Source organism: Pantoea eucrina (genome assembly GCF_001691555.1).
GTDB classification, from domain to species: Bacteria; Pseudomonadota; Gammaproteobacteria; order Enterobacterales; family Enterobacteriaceae; genus Pantoea; species Pantoea borealis.
Genome location: NZ_MAYN01000008.1, coordinates 1,490,085 through 1,507,200 on the forward strand (window position 1 = coordinate 1,490,085; position 17,116 = coordinate 1,507,200).

Consider the following 17,116-nt stretch of genomic DNA (forward strand, 5'->3'; position numbering starts at 1 on the left):
ATTATCCGTCATAATAGGTCCCCTTTCCGCTAAGTGAGCGCCACCATGACGCCTTCAGTCCCTGCCACGCCGATGCGCCGGCGGACAATGAAACTTAATACGCTGGTCACGCTGATGCTGAGCGCCGTCATTGTGCTGGTACTGTTCACCGTACATATGTTCTATTTCTTTCAGATTGGCGCCTCCACCCGATCCCAGCTGGAAGATAAAGCGATGGCGGTGGCTCGTACGCTGGCCACCTCGCCAGATGTTCAGCGAGCGCTGCTGTTATCCCCTGCGGATGCCCATTTACAACCCGTCGCGAAAGCGGTGGAGACCAGCAACAATCTGCTGTTTATTACTATCACCAACATGGCAGGCATACGCTATTCCCATCGTAATCCGGAACTGGTTGGCCAGCATTTCATCGGCAGTGATATCCAGCCCGCCCTGCGCGGTCAGGAAAATGTTTCCGTGAATCAGGGCTCACTGGTTCGGGCGCTGCGCGTTTTCACCCCGGTTTTCAACGCACAGCATCAGCAGATCGGGGTAGTCGCTATTGGGATTTCGCTGGATGCTGTCACCGATCAGATTAACCAGAGTCGCTGGATCATTCTGTGGACTATCCTGATCGGCGCGCTGGCGGGCGCGCTGGGTACGCTGATCCTGGTGCGTGTGCTGAAACGCATCCTGTTTGGGCTGGAGCCCTATGAGATTTCCACGCTGTTTGAGCAGCGACAGGCCATCCTTAATTCGGTAAAAGAGGGCGTGGTGGCGATGGACGATCGGCATGACGTGACGCTGATCAATCAGGCCGCCTGCCATCTGCTGAGCGATGCGGCACAGGCGCATTATGCGGCTGATGAAACCTGGCGCGTTGACACCGCCGCGGTCGAACCGCAGCTGCGCAGCGTGTTGCAGAGCGGTCGGGCGCGGCGTGATGAAGAGATTAACGTTAATGGCCGGCTGCTGCTGACCAATACCGTTCCGGTACGTACAGCGGAACGCATTATTGGCGCGGTCTGTACTTTCAGGGATAAAACGGAAATCAGCCAGCTGATGCAGCGCTTAAGCGGCATGGTAAACTACGTCGACGCCCTGCGAGAACGCTCGCACGAGTTTATGAACAAGCTGCATGTGATCCTTGGCCTGCTGCATATGAAAAATTATGCTCAGGTCGAAGCGTACATCCTGAAAACCGCCAATAACTATCAGACAGAGATCGGCTTTTTGCTGGACAAGATTAAATCGCCTGTGATTGCGGGGATCCTGTTAAGTAAAATCAATCGCGCCTCAGACTGCGGGCATCGGCTTACTATCAGCGACGCCAGCTATCTGCCAGACAGCGGCAGCGAAGCGCAGATGGCCGCGCTGATTACCGTCACCGGCAATCTGGTAGAGAATGCGCTTGATGCGCTGCGCGATCAGACCGAAGGAGAGATCCACCTGATGCTCCATTATCAAAACGGCTGGGTGACCTGCGAAGTGAGCGATGATGGGCCGGGCATTGATGCTGCGCATCTTGCGACCATTTTTGATAAAGGGTTCTCCACCAAAGGCGAGAACCGCGGGGTCGGACTGTTTCTGCTTAAGCAGCAGGTGGAAAGCCTTGGCGGCAGCGTCAGCGCAGAGTCTGAACCCGGCGTATTTACGCAATTTTTAGTCCAGCTTCCCTGGGATAAAGGAAATTAAACCGCATGATTAATGTATTAGTGGTTGACGATGATGCCATGGTTGCCGAACTCAACCGCAGTTTTATCGGTCAGGTACCTGGTTTTCACTGCTGCGGCACTGCGGCGACGCTGCAGCAGGCGCGCGATTTTTTATTCAACAGCGACACGCCGATCGATCTGCTGCTGCTGGATATCTATATGCAGCAGGAGAATGGCCTGGATCTGCTGCCAGAGCTGCGTAAAGCGCAAAGCCCGACAGAAGTGATCATCATCTCCTCTGCGGCTGATGCCGAAAATATTAAAACCTCGCTGCACTACGGCGTGGTTGATTACCTTATCAAGCCGTTCCAGTTCCCGCGTTTTGAAGAGGCGCTGACCAGCTGGCAGCAGAAAAAATCGCTGATGGATAACCACCAGCACTATCAGCAGTCTGACGTCGACCTGCTGATCCACGGCAATCCGGCAACGCATCACGATAACAAGCGTCTGCCTAAAGGGCTGACGCCACAAACGCTGCGCACGCTCTGTCAGTGGATAGATGCGCATCCGGGACAGGAGTTTTCAACCGATGAACTGGCCGCAGAGGTTAATATTTCGCGCGTCTCCTGCCGCAAATATTTAATCTGGCTGGCGCAGATTAATATCCTGTTTACCAGCATTCATTACGGCGCCACCGGCCGCCCGGTCTATCGCTATCGTCTGCAGCCGGAATATCGCTCGCTGCTGCAGCAGTATTGTCAGTAGCGCAGGTTCCACGTCGTATCGGTGAGCTGAAACCTGTAGTGGCGCGGGGAAGAGCAGATGATCTGCCGATCGCGGGTAACAAAGATGGCGTCAATGTCGGACTGGCTGGCGAGCCAGTTCAGTCCCTGCTCTGTTCCCATGCCATACAGCAGCGTGGTATAGATGTCGCCATCCAGCGAGCGATCGCTAATGACCGTCACGCTTAACAGCTCGTTATCCAGCGGATAGCCGGTACGCGGATCAAAAATATGGTGCCAGCAGCGCCCCTGTTGTTCAAAGTAACGCTCATAGATCCCGGACGTGACGACTGACTTCTCCTGCACCGCTATTACGCCGAGCAAAGTGTTATCATCAGCGAAAGGCTTTTTCAGCCCAATATGCCACCCCTGCGGTTCATGCGGGGGCGAACCCAGCGTCTGCACGTTGCCGCCCAGATTGATTAACGCCTGTGTGATCCCCTGCTGACGCAGCCACTGCTGTACCCGATCGGCAATATAGCCTTTAGCAATGGCACCCAGATCAATCTCCATACCGCGCTGCGGCAGATAGACCGTCTGCGCTGCTGCGTCCAGCACGACCTGATGCGGGTTGGTGAGGGGTAAGAGTACGGTAATGTCAGCGGCAGGCGGCACGCTATTACCCTGAAAACCAATTTTCCAGCGCTTAACGATGGGACCAATGGCGAAGTTGAACGCGCTATCCGGCAGCGTGCTGACCGTATGGGCTATCTGGATCAGGTTAAAAACCGCCGGGCTGACCGCCACCGGCTGCTCGCCGGCGGCATGGTTAATCGCCATCACTTCTGACTGCGTCCGGTTAACAGTAAAGATCGTCTCCAGCTGCGCAATCAGACGAAACACCTGCCGGGCAAGTCCGGGATTATTTTCAAAGAGTTTAAGCAGAACAGGCGATCCCATCTGAACTGCAGAATAGCTGTAGACACCTGCCTCATTAGCCATAATTGCCTCATCACTGCCGGTGCCCGTACACACGGACACCGGTACAGGTTAGTTACCTAAGGCGAGTTTAGCGGCGTTACGCCCCGCTTTAATCCCGAAGATGATGATATCCGCTACGGCATTCCCGCCGATGCGGTTGGCACCGTGAATACCGCCGACCACTTCTCCGGCAGCCCAGGCCCCGGTGATCACCTGATTCTGTGCATCCAGGACTGCCGTATCCGTGTTGATGGTCACGCCACCCATGGTGTGATGAACGCCAGGTGCCACGCGAATAGCGTAGTAAGGCCCCTGATTAAGCGGATGGCGCAGCGCGGTTTTCCGGCCAAAATCTTCGTCATGCTGGTTAATTACGCACTCATTGTAGCGACCCAGCGTACTCTGCAGCGACTCCTGATCCATATTGAGCTTAACAGCCAGCTCGTGCGGCGAAGGTGCGCTGATGACAAACCCTTTGGCAATGTATTCGTCAGCCGCTTTGTTATTGCGCCGTACCTGCTCATCAAAGATGATCCAGGCGCTCTTCTCCGGCAGTGCAATAATCTCCGCAGAGACTTTATCGCGCGTTTCCATTTCGTTATAGAAACGCTTGCCCGCCTGACTCACCAGAATCGCCCCGCCGCCGCGCATCGCTTCTGAAATCAGGTAGGAGGTCGTCTGTTCAACCGTGGGATGGATCTGAATTTCACCCATATCAACCGTACCGGCACCAATATGCTGCAGCATGGCGATACCGCTTCCGGTGGCGCCGGCGTGGTTGGTCGTAACAAAACCATCCAGCTCCGGCCGGTATTTCACCACCATTTCCCGATTGGCGCTGAAGCCGCCGGTCGCAACAATCACACTTTTTGCGTTGAGAATGCGGCTGTCGTTATATTCATCCACGACTTTAACCCCGGTAACCACGCCGTTTTCACACAGGATTTCAGCAACCGAGGTTTCGAGCAGTACCTCAATGTTGCGCTGATTCACGTTTTTCACCAGCCCGCTGATCAGGAAGCCCCCTACCGCCGAGCGATCTTCCGGCCGATGGGTGCGGTCAATGCTCATCCCGCCCGTGATGGTGATATCGCTGAGCTCTATCTGCTTCGCGGCCAGCCACTCAATCGCTTCGGGCGCGTGTTCGACAAACTCATGCAGCAGTTGCGGATTGTTTTTACCTTTACCGCCTTTCAGCGTCTCTTCATAAAACAGCGCCTTGCTGTCCTCAATACCTTTTAACTTCTGATAACGCGTCTCAGCAGCGTTCATCCCCACTGACGCTTTAATGGTATTTCCGCCAATCGTGGGCATTTTCTCGATCAGCACCACGCGTGCGCCATCGTCATGCGCCTGAATAGCAGCAGCGAGACCGGCACCGCCGGTACCAATTACCACCACATCGTAATTGACCGGCGCATTCGGGTTGCCCCCTTCCTCAATCACATACTCTTTGCTGGAGGTCGCCAGCGCACGCGACACCGCTTTTTTCAGCGCCTCGCTTTGCGTAGTGGCCCCGGTAACCGCATCCACGTGCGGACTGTTTGCGACCAGAATGCGCTCGCGCAGGCTGTCAAACGTGCTGGTGAAGTCAACATCCAGCGCCGGATCCGGCACCAGTTCAATGTCAGTGATACGATCGGTATCCAGCGTGACGTTGATTTTCAGCTTCAGCGCTTCCGCCTCTACCTTCGCCTGATACACCCCGGCTTTATATTTACGATGGCCGTCGCTGACGTCGCGGATCATGGCGTCCACCAGCGAGAAGCGCCAGAGCGGTTCCGGAATTGTCAGCGCCTCACGTTTGGTGCTGTCGATGTAGAGTTCAAGGTGTTCATTATTAATAATGCGATCGGCCCAGTTGGGCCAGGCGATACAGGCTTTCCCGACGGCAACCAGATCGAAGCCCGATTCCAGCGCCAGCTCGGCATCCTCTTTATTCACCACGCCGCCGACGCCAATAACCGGAATGCGCGCCAGCTGAGCCGAGCGCTGCGCAATATATTTGGTAATCAGCGGCGTAGGGTCGCTGGTGTCGACAATGGAAGGACGCAGCAGCTGACCAACGGAGAAGTGCACGTAATCAAGGCCACGCGCGGCCAGTTTCTCCAGCAGATAAAGTGTGTCATCCCAGCGGATACCGGGCACCTCAATCTCTTCCGGCGAAAAGCGATAGCCGATAATAAAGTCTGCAGCAGCAAAGCGATCGGCCATCTGATGCGCAATCTCAAGGACTTCCAGCGGAAAGCGCGCCCGGTTATCGCGACTGCCGCCCCATTTGTCATCGCGCTGGTTAGAGTTGGGCGAATAGAACTGCTGGATAAGATAGGTATTGGCGCCGTGAATCTCCACGCCATCAAAACCCGCTTTAATGGCGCGGTTCACCGCATCACCAAATTTTTTGATCATGACATCGACTTCATCCGCGGTCAGCGCCCGGGGCGTGGTGGCCCCTTCGCGCGGCGCGGCGATGGCGCTGGGTGCGACAGGCGTTTTCCCGCCAATCAGCGCCGGCTCAACCATACGACCACCGTGGTAAATCTGCAGGATAGCTTTTGAACCCTGAGATTTGATCGCGTGCGCTATTCTGGCCAGGCCTGGGATTTTGTTATCACTATCAATAGCGATGGCACCAGGAAATGCCGGACCACGATTATCGATAAACGCACACTCTACAATAACGGTGCCGATTGTGCCGGCACGTACCCGGTAGTACTCAACCAGATCGCTGGTGACGCCACCGTCGTAATAGCCGGTACAGGTTGTCATGGGTGCCATTACCAGACGATTTTTCAGCACGGCACCTTTCGGCAAGGTAAGGGGTTTTAACAGCGGGGTAAGCGTGTTCATGATAAGTGACTCCGAAAATCAAAAATGAAATTCAATTCCTGGCAGTGCGACCCGTTTAATAATTAAAGTGGTCCGACTTCATGCTGTAAATATAACATTTAATTTAGTTACATAACTTAAATTATTAGTTTTAAAAATTAACAGTGAAAGAAGCGAAATTTCAAAAAGAAGGCGCTAAATGCGTCATGCTAAGTTTCGTTCAAAAGTTGATTAAAATCAAAGATAATCTAAATAGCTTTAATAAATCATATTTTTCAGTTATTTAAAAACCACACCCTGCCCGAAACCCTGAGAAAATCTTGCCAAATCCTGTTCAGCGCCTTTTCTCTTGTCTTGAAAAATCTGTCATAACACTCTGAAAGAAGCGCAGATAAAAATAAGAAAAATATTTTATTGATCTGGATCAAAATAGATATTTTAATTAATCGCATCATAGCGGCATAAATTAGATAATTCGCGAAACAAAATTGCTTTCTTTTTTTAGCAAAAGCGTCATGAAATTCCTGTACTGATGCCGCCATCAGGATCGCCCGGATAAAACGGCCGTCAGTACTGATATCGCATTCTTCTCAACGTGCAGACAAAAACTATGAAACTTTCAACGCAATCGCATGACCCTGCTAAAGCGCCGCCTGCGGCGCCGGGTAAAAAAAATCGCCTGCTGATGCTCTGCCTGCCGGTGCTGGTTTCACTCCTGCTGCTGCTGGTGCCTGCACCTGCCGGACTGGAGCCTTACGCCTGGCACTTTTTTGCTATCTTTGTCGGCGTGATTGTCGGTCTGATTTTTGAGCCATTGCCGGGCGCGGTGATAGGGCTGACCGGCGTGGTGGTCATCGCGCTGTTTAGCCAGTGGGTGCTGTTTAGCCCGGCAGAGCTGGCCGATCCCGCATTTAAAACGGCAGCGCAGTCGTTCAAATGGGCGGTCAGCGGCTTCGGCAACTCCACGGTCTGGCTGATTTTTGGCGCCTTTATGTTTGCAGCCGGCTACGATAAAACGCAGTTTGGCCGCCGGCTGGCGCTGATTCTGGTGAAATATCTGGGTCGCCGCAGCCTGACGCTGGGCTACGCCATTACGTTCGCTGACCTGCTGCTGGCTCCGTTTACGCCGTCTAACACCGCACGCAGCGGCGGGACCATCTATCCGATTATTGCCAACCTGCCGCCGCTCTATGGCTCTAAGCCTAATGATCCCAGCGCCCGCAAAATTGGCTCTTATCTGATGTGGGTTGCCATTACAGCAGCCTGTATCACCAGCTCGATGTTTCTCTCCGCGCTGGCCCCTAACCTGCTCGCTCTGGCCCTGGTTAAAAGCGTTACTGGCTTCGATATCAGCTGGGGTATGTGGTTCCTCGCTTTCCTGCCGCTGGGGATCCTGCTGATTCTCACCATGCCACTGCTGGCTTACTGGCTCTATCCGCCGGAAGTCAAAGTAAACGACGAGGTACCGCGCTGGGCTACCGCCGAGCTGGAAAAACTGGGCCGCCTGTCACGCAATGAGATCCTGCTGCTGCTGTTTGTCGTCGCGGCCCTGATGATGTGGATTTTCGCAACAGCCTGGATAGAACCGGCCATGGCCGCGCTGCTGGTGATTGTGCTGATGCTCTGGACAGGCGTACTCAACTGGAACGATATCACCAGCAATAAAGCCGCATGGAATACCTTTGCGTGGTTTGCCACACTGGTCGCGCTGGCGGATGGCCTGGCACGCGTCGGCTTTATTGCCTGGCTGGGCAAAGAGGGTGCGGTGCTGCTGCAGGGTTACGATCCTCAGGTCTCCGCAGTGGTGCTGCTGGTTGCCTTTTATCTGCTGCACTATCTGTTTGCCAGCACCACAGCGCATACCACCGCCCTGCTGCCTGCCATGCTGACCATCGCCGCCTCAATCCCGGGCATCAATATGCCGGTGTTCTGCCTGATGATGTGTACCTCGCTGGGCGTGATGGGCATCATTACTCCTTATGGCACCGGTCCAAGCCCTATCTATTACGGCAGCGGCTATCTGCCGACGAAAGATTACTGGCGCCTTGGCACCATCTTCGGCGCCCTGTTCCTGGTGGCGCTGATGGTTATCGCTTACCCCTGGATGGTAATGATGTTCTGATGATGTTGCCTTGATGTTAAAAAACGCAGCCGCGTCAGCCTGTTTCAGTGTTACTATGCTCGCCAGTCAGCTCCTGTTACGGGCTGGCGAGAGAAAATTGCACCACAGATCGCCTAATTTGCCGCCCGCCGCGCAGGCGGGCAACACGAAGCTAAGTGAGCCAACATGTCGAACAAACCCTTCTATTACCAGAATCCCTTTCCTCTCGCCAAAGATGATACTGAATATTACCTGCTGAGCCGCGAGCACGTTTCGGTTGCCAGTTTTGAGGGTGAAGAGGTGCTGAAGGTTGCGCCGGAAGCACTGACGCTGCTGGCACAGCAGGCGTTTCATGACGCCTCTTTTATGCTGCGCGCCTCACACCAGCAGCAGGTTGCCGCCATCCTTGCGGATGATGAAGCGAGTCAGAATGATAAATATGTCGCGCTGCAGTTTCTGCGTAACTCAGAAATTGCCGCCAAGGGCGTATTACCGACCTGCCAGGATACCGGCACCGCCATTATCATGGGTAAAAAAGGTCAGCGTGTCTGGACCGGCGGCGGCGATGAAGCGGCGCTGTCGCAGGGTGTCTATAACACTTATATCGAAGATAACCTGCGCTATTCGCAGAACGCCCCGCTGGATATGTATAAAGAGGTTAATACCGGCACTAACCTGCCGGCTCAGATCGATCTCTATAGCGTGGATGGCGATGAGTATAAGTTTCTCTGCATCGCTAAAGGCGGTGGCTCAGCGAACAAGACTTACCTCTATCAGGAAACCAAGGCGTTAATCACGCCGGCAAAATTAAAAAACTATCTGATTGATAAGATGATGTCGCTCGGCACCGCTGCCTGCCCGCCCTACCATATTGCGTTTGTCATCGGCGGCACCTCTGCAGAAAGCACGCTGAAAACGGTTAAGCTCGCCTCAACGCACTACTATGACTCGCTGCCAACCGAAGGCAATGAGCACGGGCAGGCGTTTCGCGATACGGAACTGGAGCAGGAACTGCTGGAAGCGTCGCAGAAGCTCGGCCTTGGCGCGCAGTTTGGCGGTAAGTACTTTGCCCACGATATTCGCGTGGTCAGGCTGCCGCGTCACGGTGCCTCCTGTCCGGTAGGGATGGGCGTCTCCTGTTCTGCTGACCGTAACATCAAAGCTAAAATCAACCGTGATGGCATCTGGATTGAGAAGCTGGAAGATAATCCGGGCCGCTATATTCCGGAAGCGCTGCGCCAGCAGGGCGAAGGCGAGGTCGTCCAGGTCGATCTTAATCGTCCGATGCAGGATATTCTGGCGCAGCTCTCCGCTTATCCGGTGGCAACCCGCCTGTCGCTGAACGGCACCATTATTGTGGCGCGCGACATTGCTCATGCCAAACTGAAAGAGCGTATTGATAATGGCGAAGGGCTGCCACAGTACATTAAAGATCATCCGGTCTACTATGCCGGTCCGGCAAAAACGCCGGAAGGGCATGCGTCGGGTTCACTGGGTCCGACCACTGCGGGTCGTATGGACTCTTATGTCGATCTGCTGCAGTCACACGGCGGCAGCATGGTAATGCTGGCTAAAGGTAACCGCAGCAAACAGGTCACTGACGCCTGCCATAAGCATGGCGGCTTTTATCTGGGCAGTATTGGCGGTCCGGCTGCGGTACTGGCGCAGCAGAGCATCAGAAGCCTTGAGTGCGTGGAGTATGCTGAACTGGGGATGGAAGCGATCTGGAAGATTGAAGTGGAAGATTTCCCGGCGTTTATTCTGGTGGATGACAAGGGTAACGACTTCTTCCAGCAGATCCACAATCAGTGCTCTGCCTGCGTAAAATAGCGCGCTGAAGCAGACCCTGTAAAAAATCCGCGGCGATATGCTGCGGATTTTTTTATTTTACAGAGAGCTGTTTGTTACGCGCGCAGCGGCATTTCCCGCGCGGCTTCGCGCTCGGTGCCATACTGTGACGCATCATAAGCGGGCAGATTGACGCTGATAATGTCCTGTTCGACCGCATCCAGCACCTCATCGTGCTGCTCCATAAAGTCATATCCTGCGTTCATGATCTCTCCTTTGCGCAGAGGCGTTTCTCATATCCTGCCCTGCAAAGATGACAGGTTTATGAAAATATAGCCTCTGCAGCAACTGCCGGCACGAAAATCAGAAGAACCCGAGCGGCTGCGTGCTGTAGCTCACCAGCAGATTTTTGGTTTGCTGATAGTGATCCAGCATCATTTTATGCGTCTCCCGTCCGATGCCTGATTTCTTATAGCCGCCAAATGCCGCATGAGCCGGATAGAGGTGGTAACAGTTAGTCCAGACGCGTCCGGCTTTAATTGCCCTTCCCATGCGGTAAGCGCGGTTGATATCACGCGTCCAGACGCCGGCGCCAAGTCCGTAAATCGAGTCATTAGCAATGGCCAGTGCCTCTGCTTCATCTTTGAAGGTCAGTATGCCTACCACCGGCCCGAAAATTTCTTCCTGAAATACGCGCATGCTGTTATTGCCTTTCAGCAGCGTTGGCTGAATGTAGTAGCCGCCGCTGAAGGCTTCACCAATCTGCTCAACGTTACCGCCGTGCAGCACTTCTGCCCCCTCCTGCTGTGCAATCTCAAGGTAAGAGAGGATCTTATCAAACTGCTGCTGCGATGCCTGGGCACCAATCATGGTTTCCGTATCCAGCGGATCGCCGCGTTTAATGGTTTTGATGCGCTTCATAACGGCCGCCATGAAGGGTTCAAAGATCGATTCCTGCACCAGCGCGCGCGACGGACAGGTACAGACTTCGCCCTGGTTCAGGAAGCCAAGCACAACGCCCTCCGCCGCTTTCTCAATAAAGCTCTCCTCCGCCTGCATGATATCTTCGAAAAAGATATTCGGCGATTTCCCGCCCAGCTCCACCGTCGACGGGATCAGGCTTTTTGCTGCCAGCTCCAGAATATGGCCGCCGGTCGCTGTTGAGCCGGTAAAGGCAATTTTGGCAATGCCCGGATGTGATGCCAGCGCTTCGCCCGCCTCTTTGCCATAGCCGTGCACCACGTTAATGACGCCTGGCGGGACCAGGTCTTTAATCAACTCAACAAACAGCGTGATGGAAAGCGGGGTCTGCTCGGCGGGTTTCAGCACCACGCAGTTACCTGCGCCCAGCGCCGGCGCCAGCTTCCAGGCCGCCATTAACAACGGGAAGTTCCAGGGAATGATCTGTCCCACTACGCCCAGCGGTTCATGAAAGTGATAGGCGGCCGTAAATTCGTCAATCTCGGCGGCGCTGCCCTCCTGCGCCCGGACACAACCGGCAAAATAGCGAAAATGATCTACCGCCAGTGGCAGGTCAGCGGCCAGCGTTTCGCGTACCGGCTTGCCGTTATCCCAGGTTTCGTTGACGGCAATATATTCCAGGTTCTGCTCAAGGCGATCGGCAATTTTCAGCAGCACCAGGGAGCGCGCCTGTGGCGAGGTCTTGCCCCACTGCTCTGCCGCCGCCTGAGCCGCCGCGACCGCGTTATCAATATCTGCCCGGTCGGAACGCGGAAATTCGCCAATTGCACTGCCGTTAACCGGTGAGGTGTTGGTAAAATAGTGACCGTTGACCGGCGCGGCAAACTCGCCGTTGATAAAGTTGCCATACTGCGATTGCAGAGTGATCAGAGAACCCTGTTCTCCCGGAGCAGCGTAACGCATGATATTTCCCCTTACAGAGCGAATGAAATTTAACAACTTTTAAACCGTTAATTAACATTGCGCGATCGTGTCCAGCCTGTCAGGTATACAGGCAGGAAACTGTGAGCGGACGCGGGAAATGGTGTGATGGCAATGCACGATCGCACAGGCCGGAAAAGTCTGAGTTTGGCTTTTCTGCAGCGCAAAAGCGAAACCTGAACGTGATATGTGGTCAATACCCTGCAGACCCCAGATTCAGGAGAGAAAGATGCTGGCTTCAGCCCTAACGGCAATGCGGTCCAAAGCAAACTTTGTGCAGCAGTTTATTCGCGATCCGCGCAGAATCGGCAGCGTTACCCCGTCATCAGCGGCACTATGTCGCTGTATGTGTAATGCAGTAGCGTGGGAAAAGAGCCTGCGCGTAGCTGAACTGGGCGCCGGTGATGGCGTGCTGACGCGCCATGTGCTGTCGCATATGGTACCGGCCGCGCAGCTTGACGTGTTTGAAATCAATCCGCAGCTGGCAGCAGAACTCCGTCAGTGGCACGATCCGCGCATGCGGGTTCAGGCACACTCAGCGGAGCTGCTGCAGGGGGAATACGACGCCATTTTTTCCGGCCTGCCGCTGCTGTCGCTGCCTGCAGCTACCCGTCATGCCATCCTGAGCGCGGTGCATAATGCACTGGCTCCCGGCGGGGTATTTGTCCAGTTTCAGTACACCTCGCTCACCCGGCACGATCTGTCGCGCTATTTTGTCTGGCAGCGGCAGCGCGTGCTGAAAAATATGCCGCCCGCCTGGGTCTATCGCTGTCAGCGCTGCGACGTTTCCTGAGCCTGATCCTGAAGCCGTACCTGCTGCCAGAAGCGATGCAGCAGCGTACGTGCCCAGTCAGTATCACCCATTACCGCGCTATCTGGCTCTACGCCAGCCGGTGTACACGCCGTCATGATCTCGCGACTGAACTCCGGGTGAAACTGAACAGAAAATGCCTGCGGTGAATAGCGTAATACCTGACAATCATCCTGCGCTGAGCAGGCCAGAATAGTGGCCTGTGGCGGCGGTGCCAGTACCGACTGACGGTGCGACAGCCACGCGGAAAAGTGCGCCGGTAACCCGTCCAGCCAGGGATCAGAAGCCGTGCGCGTGACGGTCTGCAGTCCGCGTTCCCAGCCGCGAGGATTATCGCCGACCTCACCCCCCAGCGCATAGGCCATCAGCTGATGACCATAGCAGACGCCAAGCAGCGGCAGCTGCGCCTCCATTGCGCCGCGTATCCAGGCCGCAGTGCGCTCACTCCACCCGGCGTGGTCGGTTACCATCGCCCAGGACCCGCTGAGGATCGCCCCGCTAATCTCCTGCCAGCCGGGAAGCGCGTCACCCCGGTGCGGACGCACGATAATATAGTCATCCGCCTGCAGCTGCAGCGCGTCAATAAACCACGCAGGCTGTTCGCCAGTTTTTGCCACCACCTGCGGGGGCGGAACTTCAAGCTGTATTAATGCCAGGGGTAAAGTATAACGCTCCGTCATTGCCGGCAGGCTCCTCTGCTGCGTCCGCTGTTAAGCATTACTGTGACAGTAAATGCCCGCCCTGTCTTATGTTTTTCCGCACCATGCTTATGCAAAAGCGGAGGGCCGGAACAACGTGCAGCTATCAGTATGTTGTAATTATAAAGCAGCGCTTTTGCAGATGAGTGCTAAACCGTCGGGTTCATGTGTCCTGTGCCGCAGGCTTCATGCCATTATTAAGCGTAAGTTCATTTTTCTGGTAAGGATAACCGCGTGGCCGTACGGCATTTTTTTCTGATTCTGTTTGTAGTATCCATCTGGGCGTTTAACAACGTGGCGGTTAAATGGGGGCTGCTGGAGCTGCCGCCGCTGTTTCTGACGTGGATGCGCTTTGTTGTGGTCGCCCTGCTGCTGGTGCCCTTTTGCCGCATCACGCGCGCGCAGCTGCCCTGGCTTATTACGCTCGCGTTTACCTTTGGCTTTATGCACTTCTCTCTGCTGTTTGTCGGCATGCGCTATACCGATGCCGGCACGGCGGCTATCGTCGTGCAGCTGGGCACCCCTATTGCGATGCTGCTGGCGATGGCCATTCTGAAAGAGAAGCTGCGGCTGGTGCAGCTGTGCGGCATCGCTATCTCTCTGAGCGGCGTGGCCGTGCTCTCCGGCAGCCCGACTATTCCAGCCTGGTGGGTACTCTGTATCCTGCTGTGCAGCGCGTTTGGCTGGGCGGTCAGCAACATGATTGTCAAAAAGTCGCCGCCTATCAGTCCGTTGACGCTGACCGGCTGGATCTCATTTCTCGCCGTGCCGCTGGTCGGCGCCGCCTCATGGCTGACGGAATCACACCAGTTCAGCGCCCTTAAAGCGGCGGGCTGGCACGGCTGGTTCGGCATCCTTTATAGCGCTATCGCCTCTTCGATTGTTGCCTATACGCTGTGGTACGCCCTGCTGAAAAAATATAATGTCAATCTGATCATGCCCTACTCGCTGCTGACGCCGGTGCTGGCTGTGATCATGGGCGTGACGGTGCTGGGTGACAGTATGAACAGCTTTAAAGTGTTTGGCGCATCGCTGGTGGTGCTGGGCACCGCTATTGCCGTGCTTAACCTGCGCAATCTGCGTATGCACGCGCGTTTCCCGCGGCTGCGCCGGCGTTAGTGCTCTCTGCTGAGCCTGAAGCCGTCAGTATCTGCAGGCGTCGCCCAGGTTTCAGCAATGCATCAGCGCGTCTGCCGGAGACGCGGCTTATCTGCACAAGTCCCCGGCAGCAGCGATCCCTGCCAGCGATTACGCCTGCGGCGTATCGTCTTCGCTCAGCTCGTCATACATCGCCTGAATCGCCTCGCGACTCAGCTCAGCCAGCGTGCGATAAAACGCCGTGGTGGCGTGCGCTTCAACTTTGCCAAGGAATGCGCCGCACCATGGCAGCAGATAAGATTCAAACAGCGCGCGCTGCGCGTCAGATTCATCTTCTGCAGACTGATCTTCAAGCCACGACGCCGCCAGCAGCAGTACGCCAAAGTGATCGGCGGGTGCGTCACTGAGCGGCATGCCGCGCGCGCTGAGAAATGCCCGGATCTCCGCTTCCGGTGCGCCTTCCGGCCACTGAGACGCATAAGGCGGCACGCTGCACTCCTGACCGACAAACAGCGCGTTGTAATCCGCTGCCAGCGCCTGCGGATCGCTGCTCTGCTGCAGACGCGTCAGCAGCGCATCCTGCTCCAGCGGCCACTGTGCCTGCATTTTGCCTTCGCGCAGCAGCGTAAACAGCGGCATCAGCAGCGGATCCTGAGGCTGACGGTTAAACAGGGAGCCGATCACCCGGCAAAGCATAGAAAATTCATTCATCTGGCAGCATTCCTCACTACAACATTAAAAATCCAGTAATTCCGCGATCCGTTTACCGCTGCGCTGCTCCAGAAAGTCGAGCAGGCGGCGCGGCGTGACATTTAACACCCGATCTTCAGGGAAATCCACCTCGCGCGTAATGCGCAGGCAGTGCTCAAAATGCCCCAGCGTAAAGGCGGTATGGGAATCGGAGCCGAAGGCCAACTGCCCGCCCGCGTCACGCACCGCCTCCGCAATCGCGCGGCAGTTGGGTTCGCTGCCCGGACGCGAATGGGTAAACGAGGAGTTATTGATCTCCAGCGCCACGTTGTAGTGGGCTGCGGCTTCGGCAATCGCGCGAATATCTACCGGGAATTTGGGATTGCCCGGATGGCTGATGATATGCACCAGCCCGCCTGCCATCGCGGCGATCATCGCCTCAGTATGGTGCGCTTTGTCGCGCGGCGTGTAGACCGGCTCGTGAAACCCCGCCACAATCAGATCCAGGGCATCCAGCATCGGTCCGCTGCAGTCGATCTCGCCCTGCTGATTTTTAATGTTCGCTTCAATTCCGCGCAGGATCCCCACGCCGTCAATAACCCGCGGCCAGATGCGCATATTAATGAAATGCCAGTGGTGCGGCGCATCTGCCATATCAGGGCCGTGATCGGTAATGGCAAAGAGCTTCAGGCCAGTCTGTTTCGCCTGGGCGACATAGTCATGCAGCGTACTGTAGGCGTGCGTACTGGCTACGGTGTGCATATGCAGGTCAACGGGATACATATTTTGCTCCTCTGAGATAAATTAATAGCCGCGCTGGCGATCCACGCGCCCCGGGGGCTGCTGCCCTTTTTCCAGCTGCTGAATGGCGCTGGCAATAGCGTCCATTGCCTGCTCCGGCAGCGTAATAGCGGCACTGTGGGGCGTGATGGTGACGTGCGGATGCTGCCAGAGCGCATCGTCCGCCGGCAGCGGCTCCTGCTGAAAGACATCCAGCGCGGCGGCGGCAAGTTGCCCGCTGTTAAGCGCTGCCAGCAGGTCCGCTTCCACCACGTGCGCGCCGCGCGCCAGGTTGAGAAAGTGTGCGCCGTGCGGCAACGCGCGCAGGAAATCCGCGTTAATAAGATCGGTGGTTTCCGGCGTGGCGGGCAGCAGATCAATCACGACCTGGCAGCCGGCAAGAAAGTCGTGCAGCGCAGCGGCACCGTGGAAGGCGTGCACGCCAGGCAGGGTTTTCGGCGTGCGACTCCAGCAGCGCAGCGGAAACCCCCATTGCTGCAGGCTTTCCAGCACGCTGCGGCCCAGCACGCCCGCCCCGAGAACACCAATGGTGAAGGTGTCGCGCGCCGGCAGCGGCAGCGGCTGCCAGCAGCGCGCCTGCTGCTGGCGCTGATAGTCAGCAAAGCGACGATACCAGCCCAGCACGCACCAGTTCGCGTACTCCTGCATCTGCTGTGCCATGCCGGTATCCTCCAGGCGGTACAGCGGCACCTGGTCACTCAGCCTGTCAGGATGCTGACGCTGCTGCTGCAGAAGTTCGTCGACGCCCGCTCCCATCGCGAACAGTCCCTTCAGGCTTCGCCCCGCCAGCATTTCCACCGGCGGCGAACGCACAATGGCATAATCTGCGCAGGCATCATCGCCTGGCTGCCACAGCCGGATTTCCGCGTCCGGCAGTCGACGGGCAACTCCCGTAAGCCAGCACTGCGCGTCCATTGACGGGTGATACCAGATAATCTTCATACGCTTCCTCATTTTCTTTCAGCCTCCGGGAAACCACGCGGCGGAGCAAGTAAAAAACGCCAGCAGCAACAATTTCCTGCGCAATTACCCGGCAGCGCTTCACATTTCCATCGCCCTGCAGC

The 17,116-nt window shown here is 56.0% G+C and carries 14 protein-coding genes; 6 read left to right on the plus strand and 8 right to left on the minus strand.

Annotation, left to right across the window (positions count from 1 at the left end; translation table 11 throughout):
- Positions 1-45 precede the first annotated feature (45 nt).
- Together BBA90_RS13140 and dcuR are read left to right on the plus strand one after the other, a co-directional pair.
- Entirely contained in the window at positions 46-1,671 is a 1,626-nt protein-coding gene (locus BBA90_RS13140) for a sensor histidine kinase (RefSeq protein ID WP_065649535.1), read from the plus strand.
- Between the two features lie 5 nt (positions 1,672-1,676).
- The gene (gene dcuR, locus BBA90_RS13145) at positions 1,677-2,396 is read left to right on the plus strand and encodes a two-component system response regulator DcuR (protein ID WP_065649536.1); all 720 of its coding nucleotides are present in this window, start codon (positions 1,677-1,679) and stop codon (positions 2,394-2,396) included.
- On the opposite strand, the gene BBA90_RS13150 is transcribed toward dcuR, so the two are convergent.
- Positions 2,390-3,355, minus strand: a complete 966-nt coding sequence (locus tag BBA90_RS13150; protein ID WP_065649537.1) for an FAD:protein FMN transferase — start codon at positions 3,353-3,355, stop codon at positions 2,390-2,392. The two genes, dcuR and BBA90_RS13150, sit on opposite strands and share 7 nt — an antisense overlap.
- A gap of 48 nt (positions 3,356-3,403) precedes the next feature.
- Positions 3,404-6,184, minus strand: a complete 2,781-nt coding sequence (locus tag BBA90_RS13155) for a flavocytochrome c (protein WP_065649538.1) — start codon at positions 6,182-6,184, stop codon at positions 3,404-3,406.
- A 589-nt stretch (positions 6,185-6,773) separates the two neighbouring features.
- Here BBA90_RS13155 and BBA90_RS13165 point away from each other — a divergent pair.
- Both BBA90_RS13165 and fumA read left to right on the plus strand, forming a co-directional pair.
- Entirely contained in the window at positions 6,774-8,285 is a 1,512-nt protein-coding gene (locus tag BBA90_RS13165) for an anion permease (RefSeq protein WP_065649540.1), read from the plus strand.
- Between the two features lie 165 nt (positions 8,286-8,450).
- The gene (gene fumA / locus BBA90_RS13170) at positions 8,451-10,094 is read left to right on the plus strand and encodes a class I fumarate hydratase FumA (RefSeq protein WP_065649541.1); all 1,644 of its coding nucleotides are present in this window, start codon (positions 8,451-8,453) and stop codon (positions 10,092-10,094) included.
- Between the two features lie 74 nt (positions 10,095-10,168).
- Here the strand turns inward: fumA and BBA90_RS19370 are convergent, their stop codons facing one another.
- The gene (locus BBA90_RS19370) at positions 10,169-10,318 is read right to left on the minus strand and encodes a hypothetical protein (RefSeq protein WP_167350678.1); all 150 of its coding nucleotides are present in this window, start codon (positions 10,316-10,318) and stop codon (positions 10,169-10,171) included.
- A 97-nt stretch (positions 10,319-10,415) separates the two neighbouring features.
- Entirely contained in the window at positions 10,416-11,936 is a 1,521-nt protein-coding gene (gene exaC, locus BBA90_RS13175) for an acetaldehyde dehydrogenase ExaC (protein WP_065649542.1), read from the minus strand.
- A 247-nt stretch (positions 11,937-12,183) separates the two neighbouring features.
- Here exaC and BBA90_RS13180 point away from each other — a divergent pair, with 247 nt between their 5' ends.
- On the plus strand, positions 12,184-12,747 hold the full coding sequence (locus BBA90_RS13180) for a class I SAM-dependent methyltransferase (protein WP_065649543.1): 564 nt from the start codon (positions 12,184-12,186) through the stop codon (positions 12,745-12,747).
- Here BBA90_RS13180 and BBA90_RS13185 read toward each other — a convergent pair.
- A complete protein-coding gene (locus tag BBA90_RS13185) occupies positions 12,726-13,445 on the minus strand; it encodes a glutamine amidotransferase (protein ID WP_065649544.1) in 720 nt (239 codons plus the stop codon). The genes BBA90_RS13180 and BBA90_RS13185 overlap by 22 nt on opposite strands.
- Positions 13,446-13,697: 252 nt before the next feature.
- Between BBA90_RS13185 and BBA90_RS13190 the strand changes: the two genes are divergently transcribed.
- Positions 13,698-14,582, plus strand: coding sequence for a DMT family transporter (locus BBA90_RS13190; RefSeq protein ID WP_065649545.1), 885 nt, complete (start codon positions 13,698-13,700; stop codon positions 14,580-14,582).
- Positions 14,583-14,711: 129 nt separating this feature from the next.
- Here BBA90_RS13190 and BBA90_RS13195 read toward each other — a convergent pair whose 3' ends face one another.
- From BBA90_RS13195 to ghrA, 3 genes are read right to left on the minus strand one after another with little or no spacing between them, the layout of a single operon-like run.
- The gene (locus BBA90_RS13195) at positions 14,712-15,272 is read right to left on the minus strand and encodes a TorD/DmsD family molecular chaperone (protein WP_065649546.1); all 561 of its coding nucleotides are present in this window, start codon (positions 15,270-15,272) and stop codon (positions 14,712-14,714) included.
- Between the two features lie 24 nt (positions 15,273-15,296).
- Positions 15,297-16,034 carry a phosphatase gene (locus BBA90_RS13200; RefSeq protein WP_065649547.1) on the minus strand — a complete coding sequence of 246 codons (738 nt, stop codon included), beginning with the start codon at positions 16,032-16,034 and terminating at the stop codon, positions 15,297-15,299.
- A gap of 21 nt (positions 16,035-16,055) precedes the next feature.
- On the minus strand, positions 16,056-16,994 hold the full coding sequence (ghrA, locus tag BBA90_RS13205) for a glyoxylate/hydroxypyruvate reductase GhrA (protein ID WP_065649548.1): 939 nt from the start codon (positions 16,992-16,994) through the stop codon (positions 16,056-16,058).
- Between the last annotated feature and the right edge of the window lie 122 nt (positions 16,995-17,116).

What these genes read in the sequence shown, in the direction of transcription:
- BBA90_RS13140 (WP_065649535.1), top strand. Translation starts at nt 46, where the DNA reads ATGACGCCTTCAGTCCCTGCCACGCCGATGCGCCGGCGGACAATGAAA.
- dcuR (WP_065649536.1), top strand. Translation starts at nt 1,677, where the DNA reads ATGATTAATGTATTAGTGGTTGACGATGATGCCATGGTTGCCGAACTC.
- BBA90_RS13150 (WP_065649537.1), bottom strand. Translation starts at nt 3,355, where the DNA reads ATGGCTAATGAGGCAGGTGTCTACAGCTATTCTGCAGTTCAGATGGGA.
- BBA90_RS13155 (WP_065649538.1), bottom strand. Translation starts at nt 6,184, where the DNA reads ATGAACACGCTTACCCCGCTGTTAAAACCCCTTACCTTGCCGAAAGGT.
- BBA90_RS13165 (WP_065649540.1), top strand. Translation starts at nt 6,774, where the DNA reads ATGAAACTTTCAACGCAATCGCATGACCCTGCTAAAGCGCCGCCTGCG.
- fumA (WP_065649541.1), top strand. Translation starts at nt 8,451, where the DNA reads ATGTCGAACAAACCCTTCTATTACCAGAATCCCTTTCCTCTCGCCAAA.
- BBA90_RS19370 (WP_167350678.1), bottom strand. Translation starts at nt 10,318, where the DNA reads ATGAACGCAGGATATGACTTTATGGAGCAGCACGATGAGGTGCTGGAT.
- exaC (WP_065649542.1), bottom strand. Translation starts at nt 11,936, where the DNA reads ATGCGTTACGCTGCTCCGGGAGAACAGGGTTCTCTGATCACTCTGCAA.
- BBA90_RS13180 (WP_065649543.1), top strand. Translation starts at nt 12,184, where the DNA reads ATGCTGGCTTCAGCCCTAACGGCAATGCGGTCCAAAGCAAACTTTGTG.
- BBA90_RS13185 (WP_065649544.1), bottom strand. Translation starts at nt 13,445, where the DNA reads ATGACGGAGCGTTATACTTTACCCCTGGCATTAATACAGCTTGAAGTT.
- BBA90_RS13195 (WP_065649546.1), bottom strand. Translation starts at nt 15,272, where the DNA reads ATGAATGAATTTTCTATGCTTTGCCGGGTGATCGGCTCCCTGTTTAAC.
- BBA90_RS13200 (WP_065649547.1), bottom strand. Translation starts at nt 16,034, where the DNA reads ATGTATCCCGTTGACCTGCATATGCACACCGTAGCCAGTACGCACGCC.
- ghrA (WP_065649548.1), bottom strand. Translation starts at nt 16,994, where the DNA reads ATGAAGATTATCTGGTATCACCCGTCAATGGACGCGCAGTGCTGGCTT.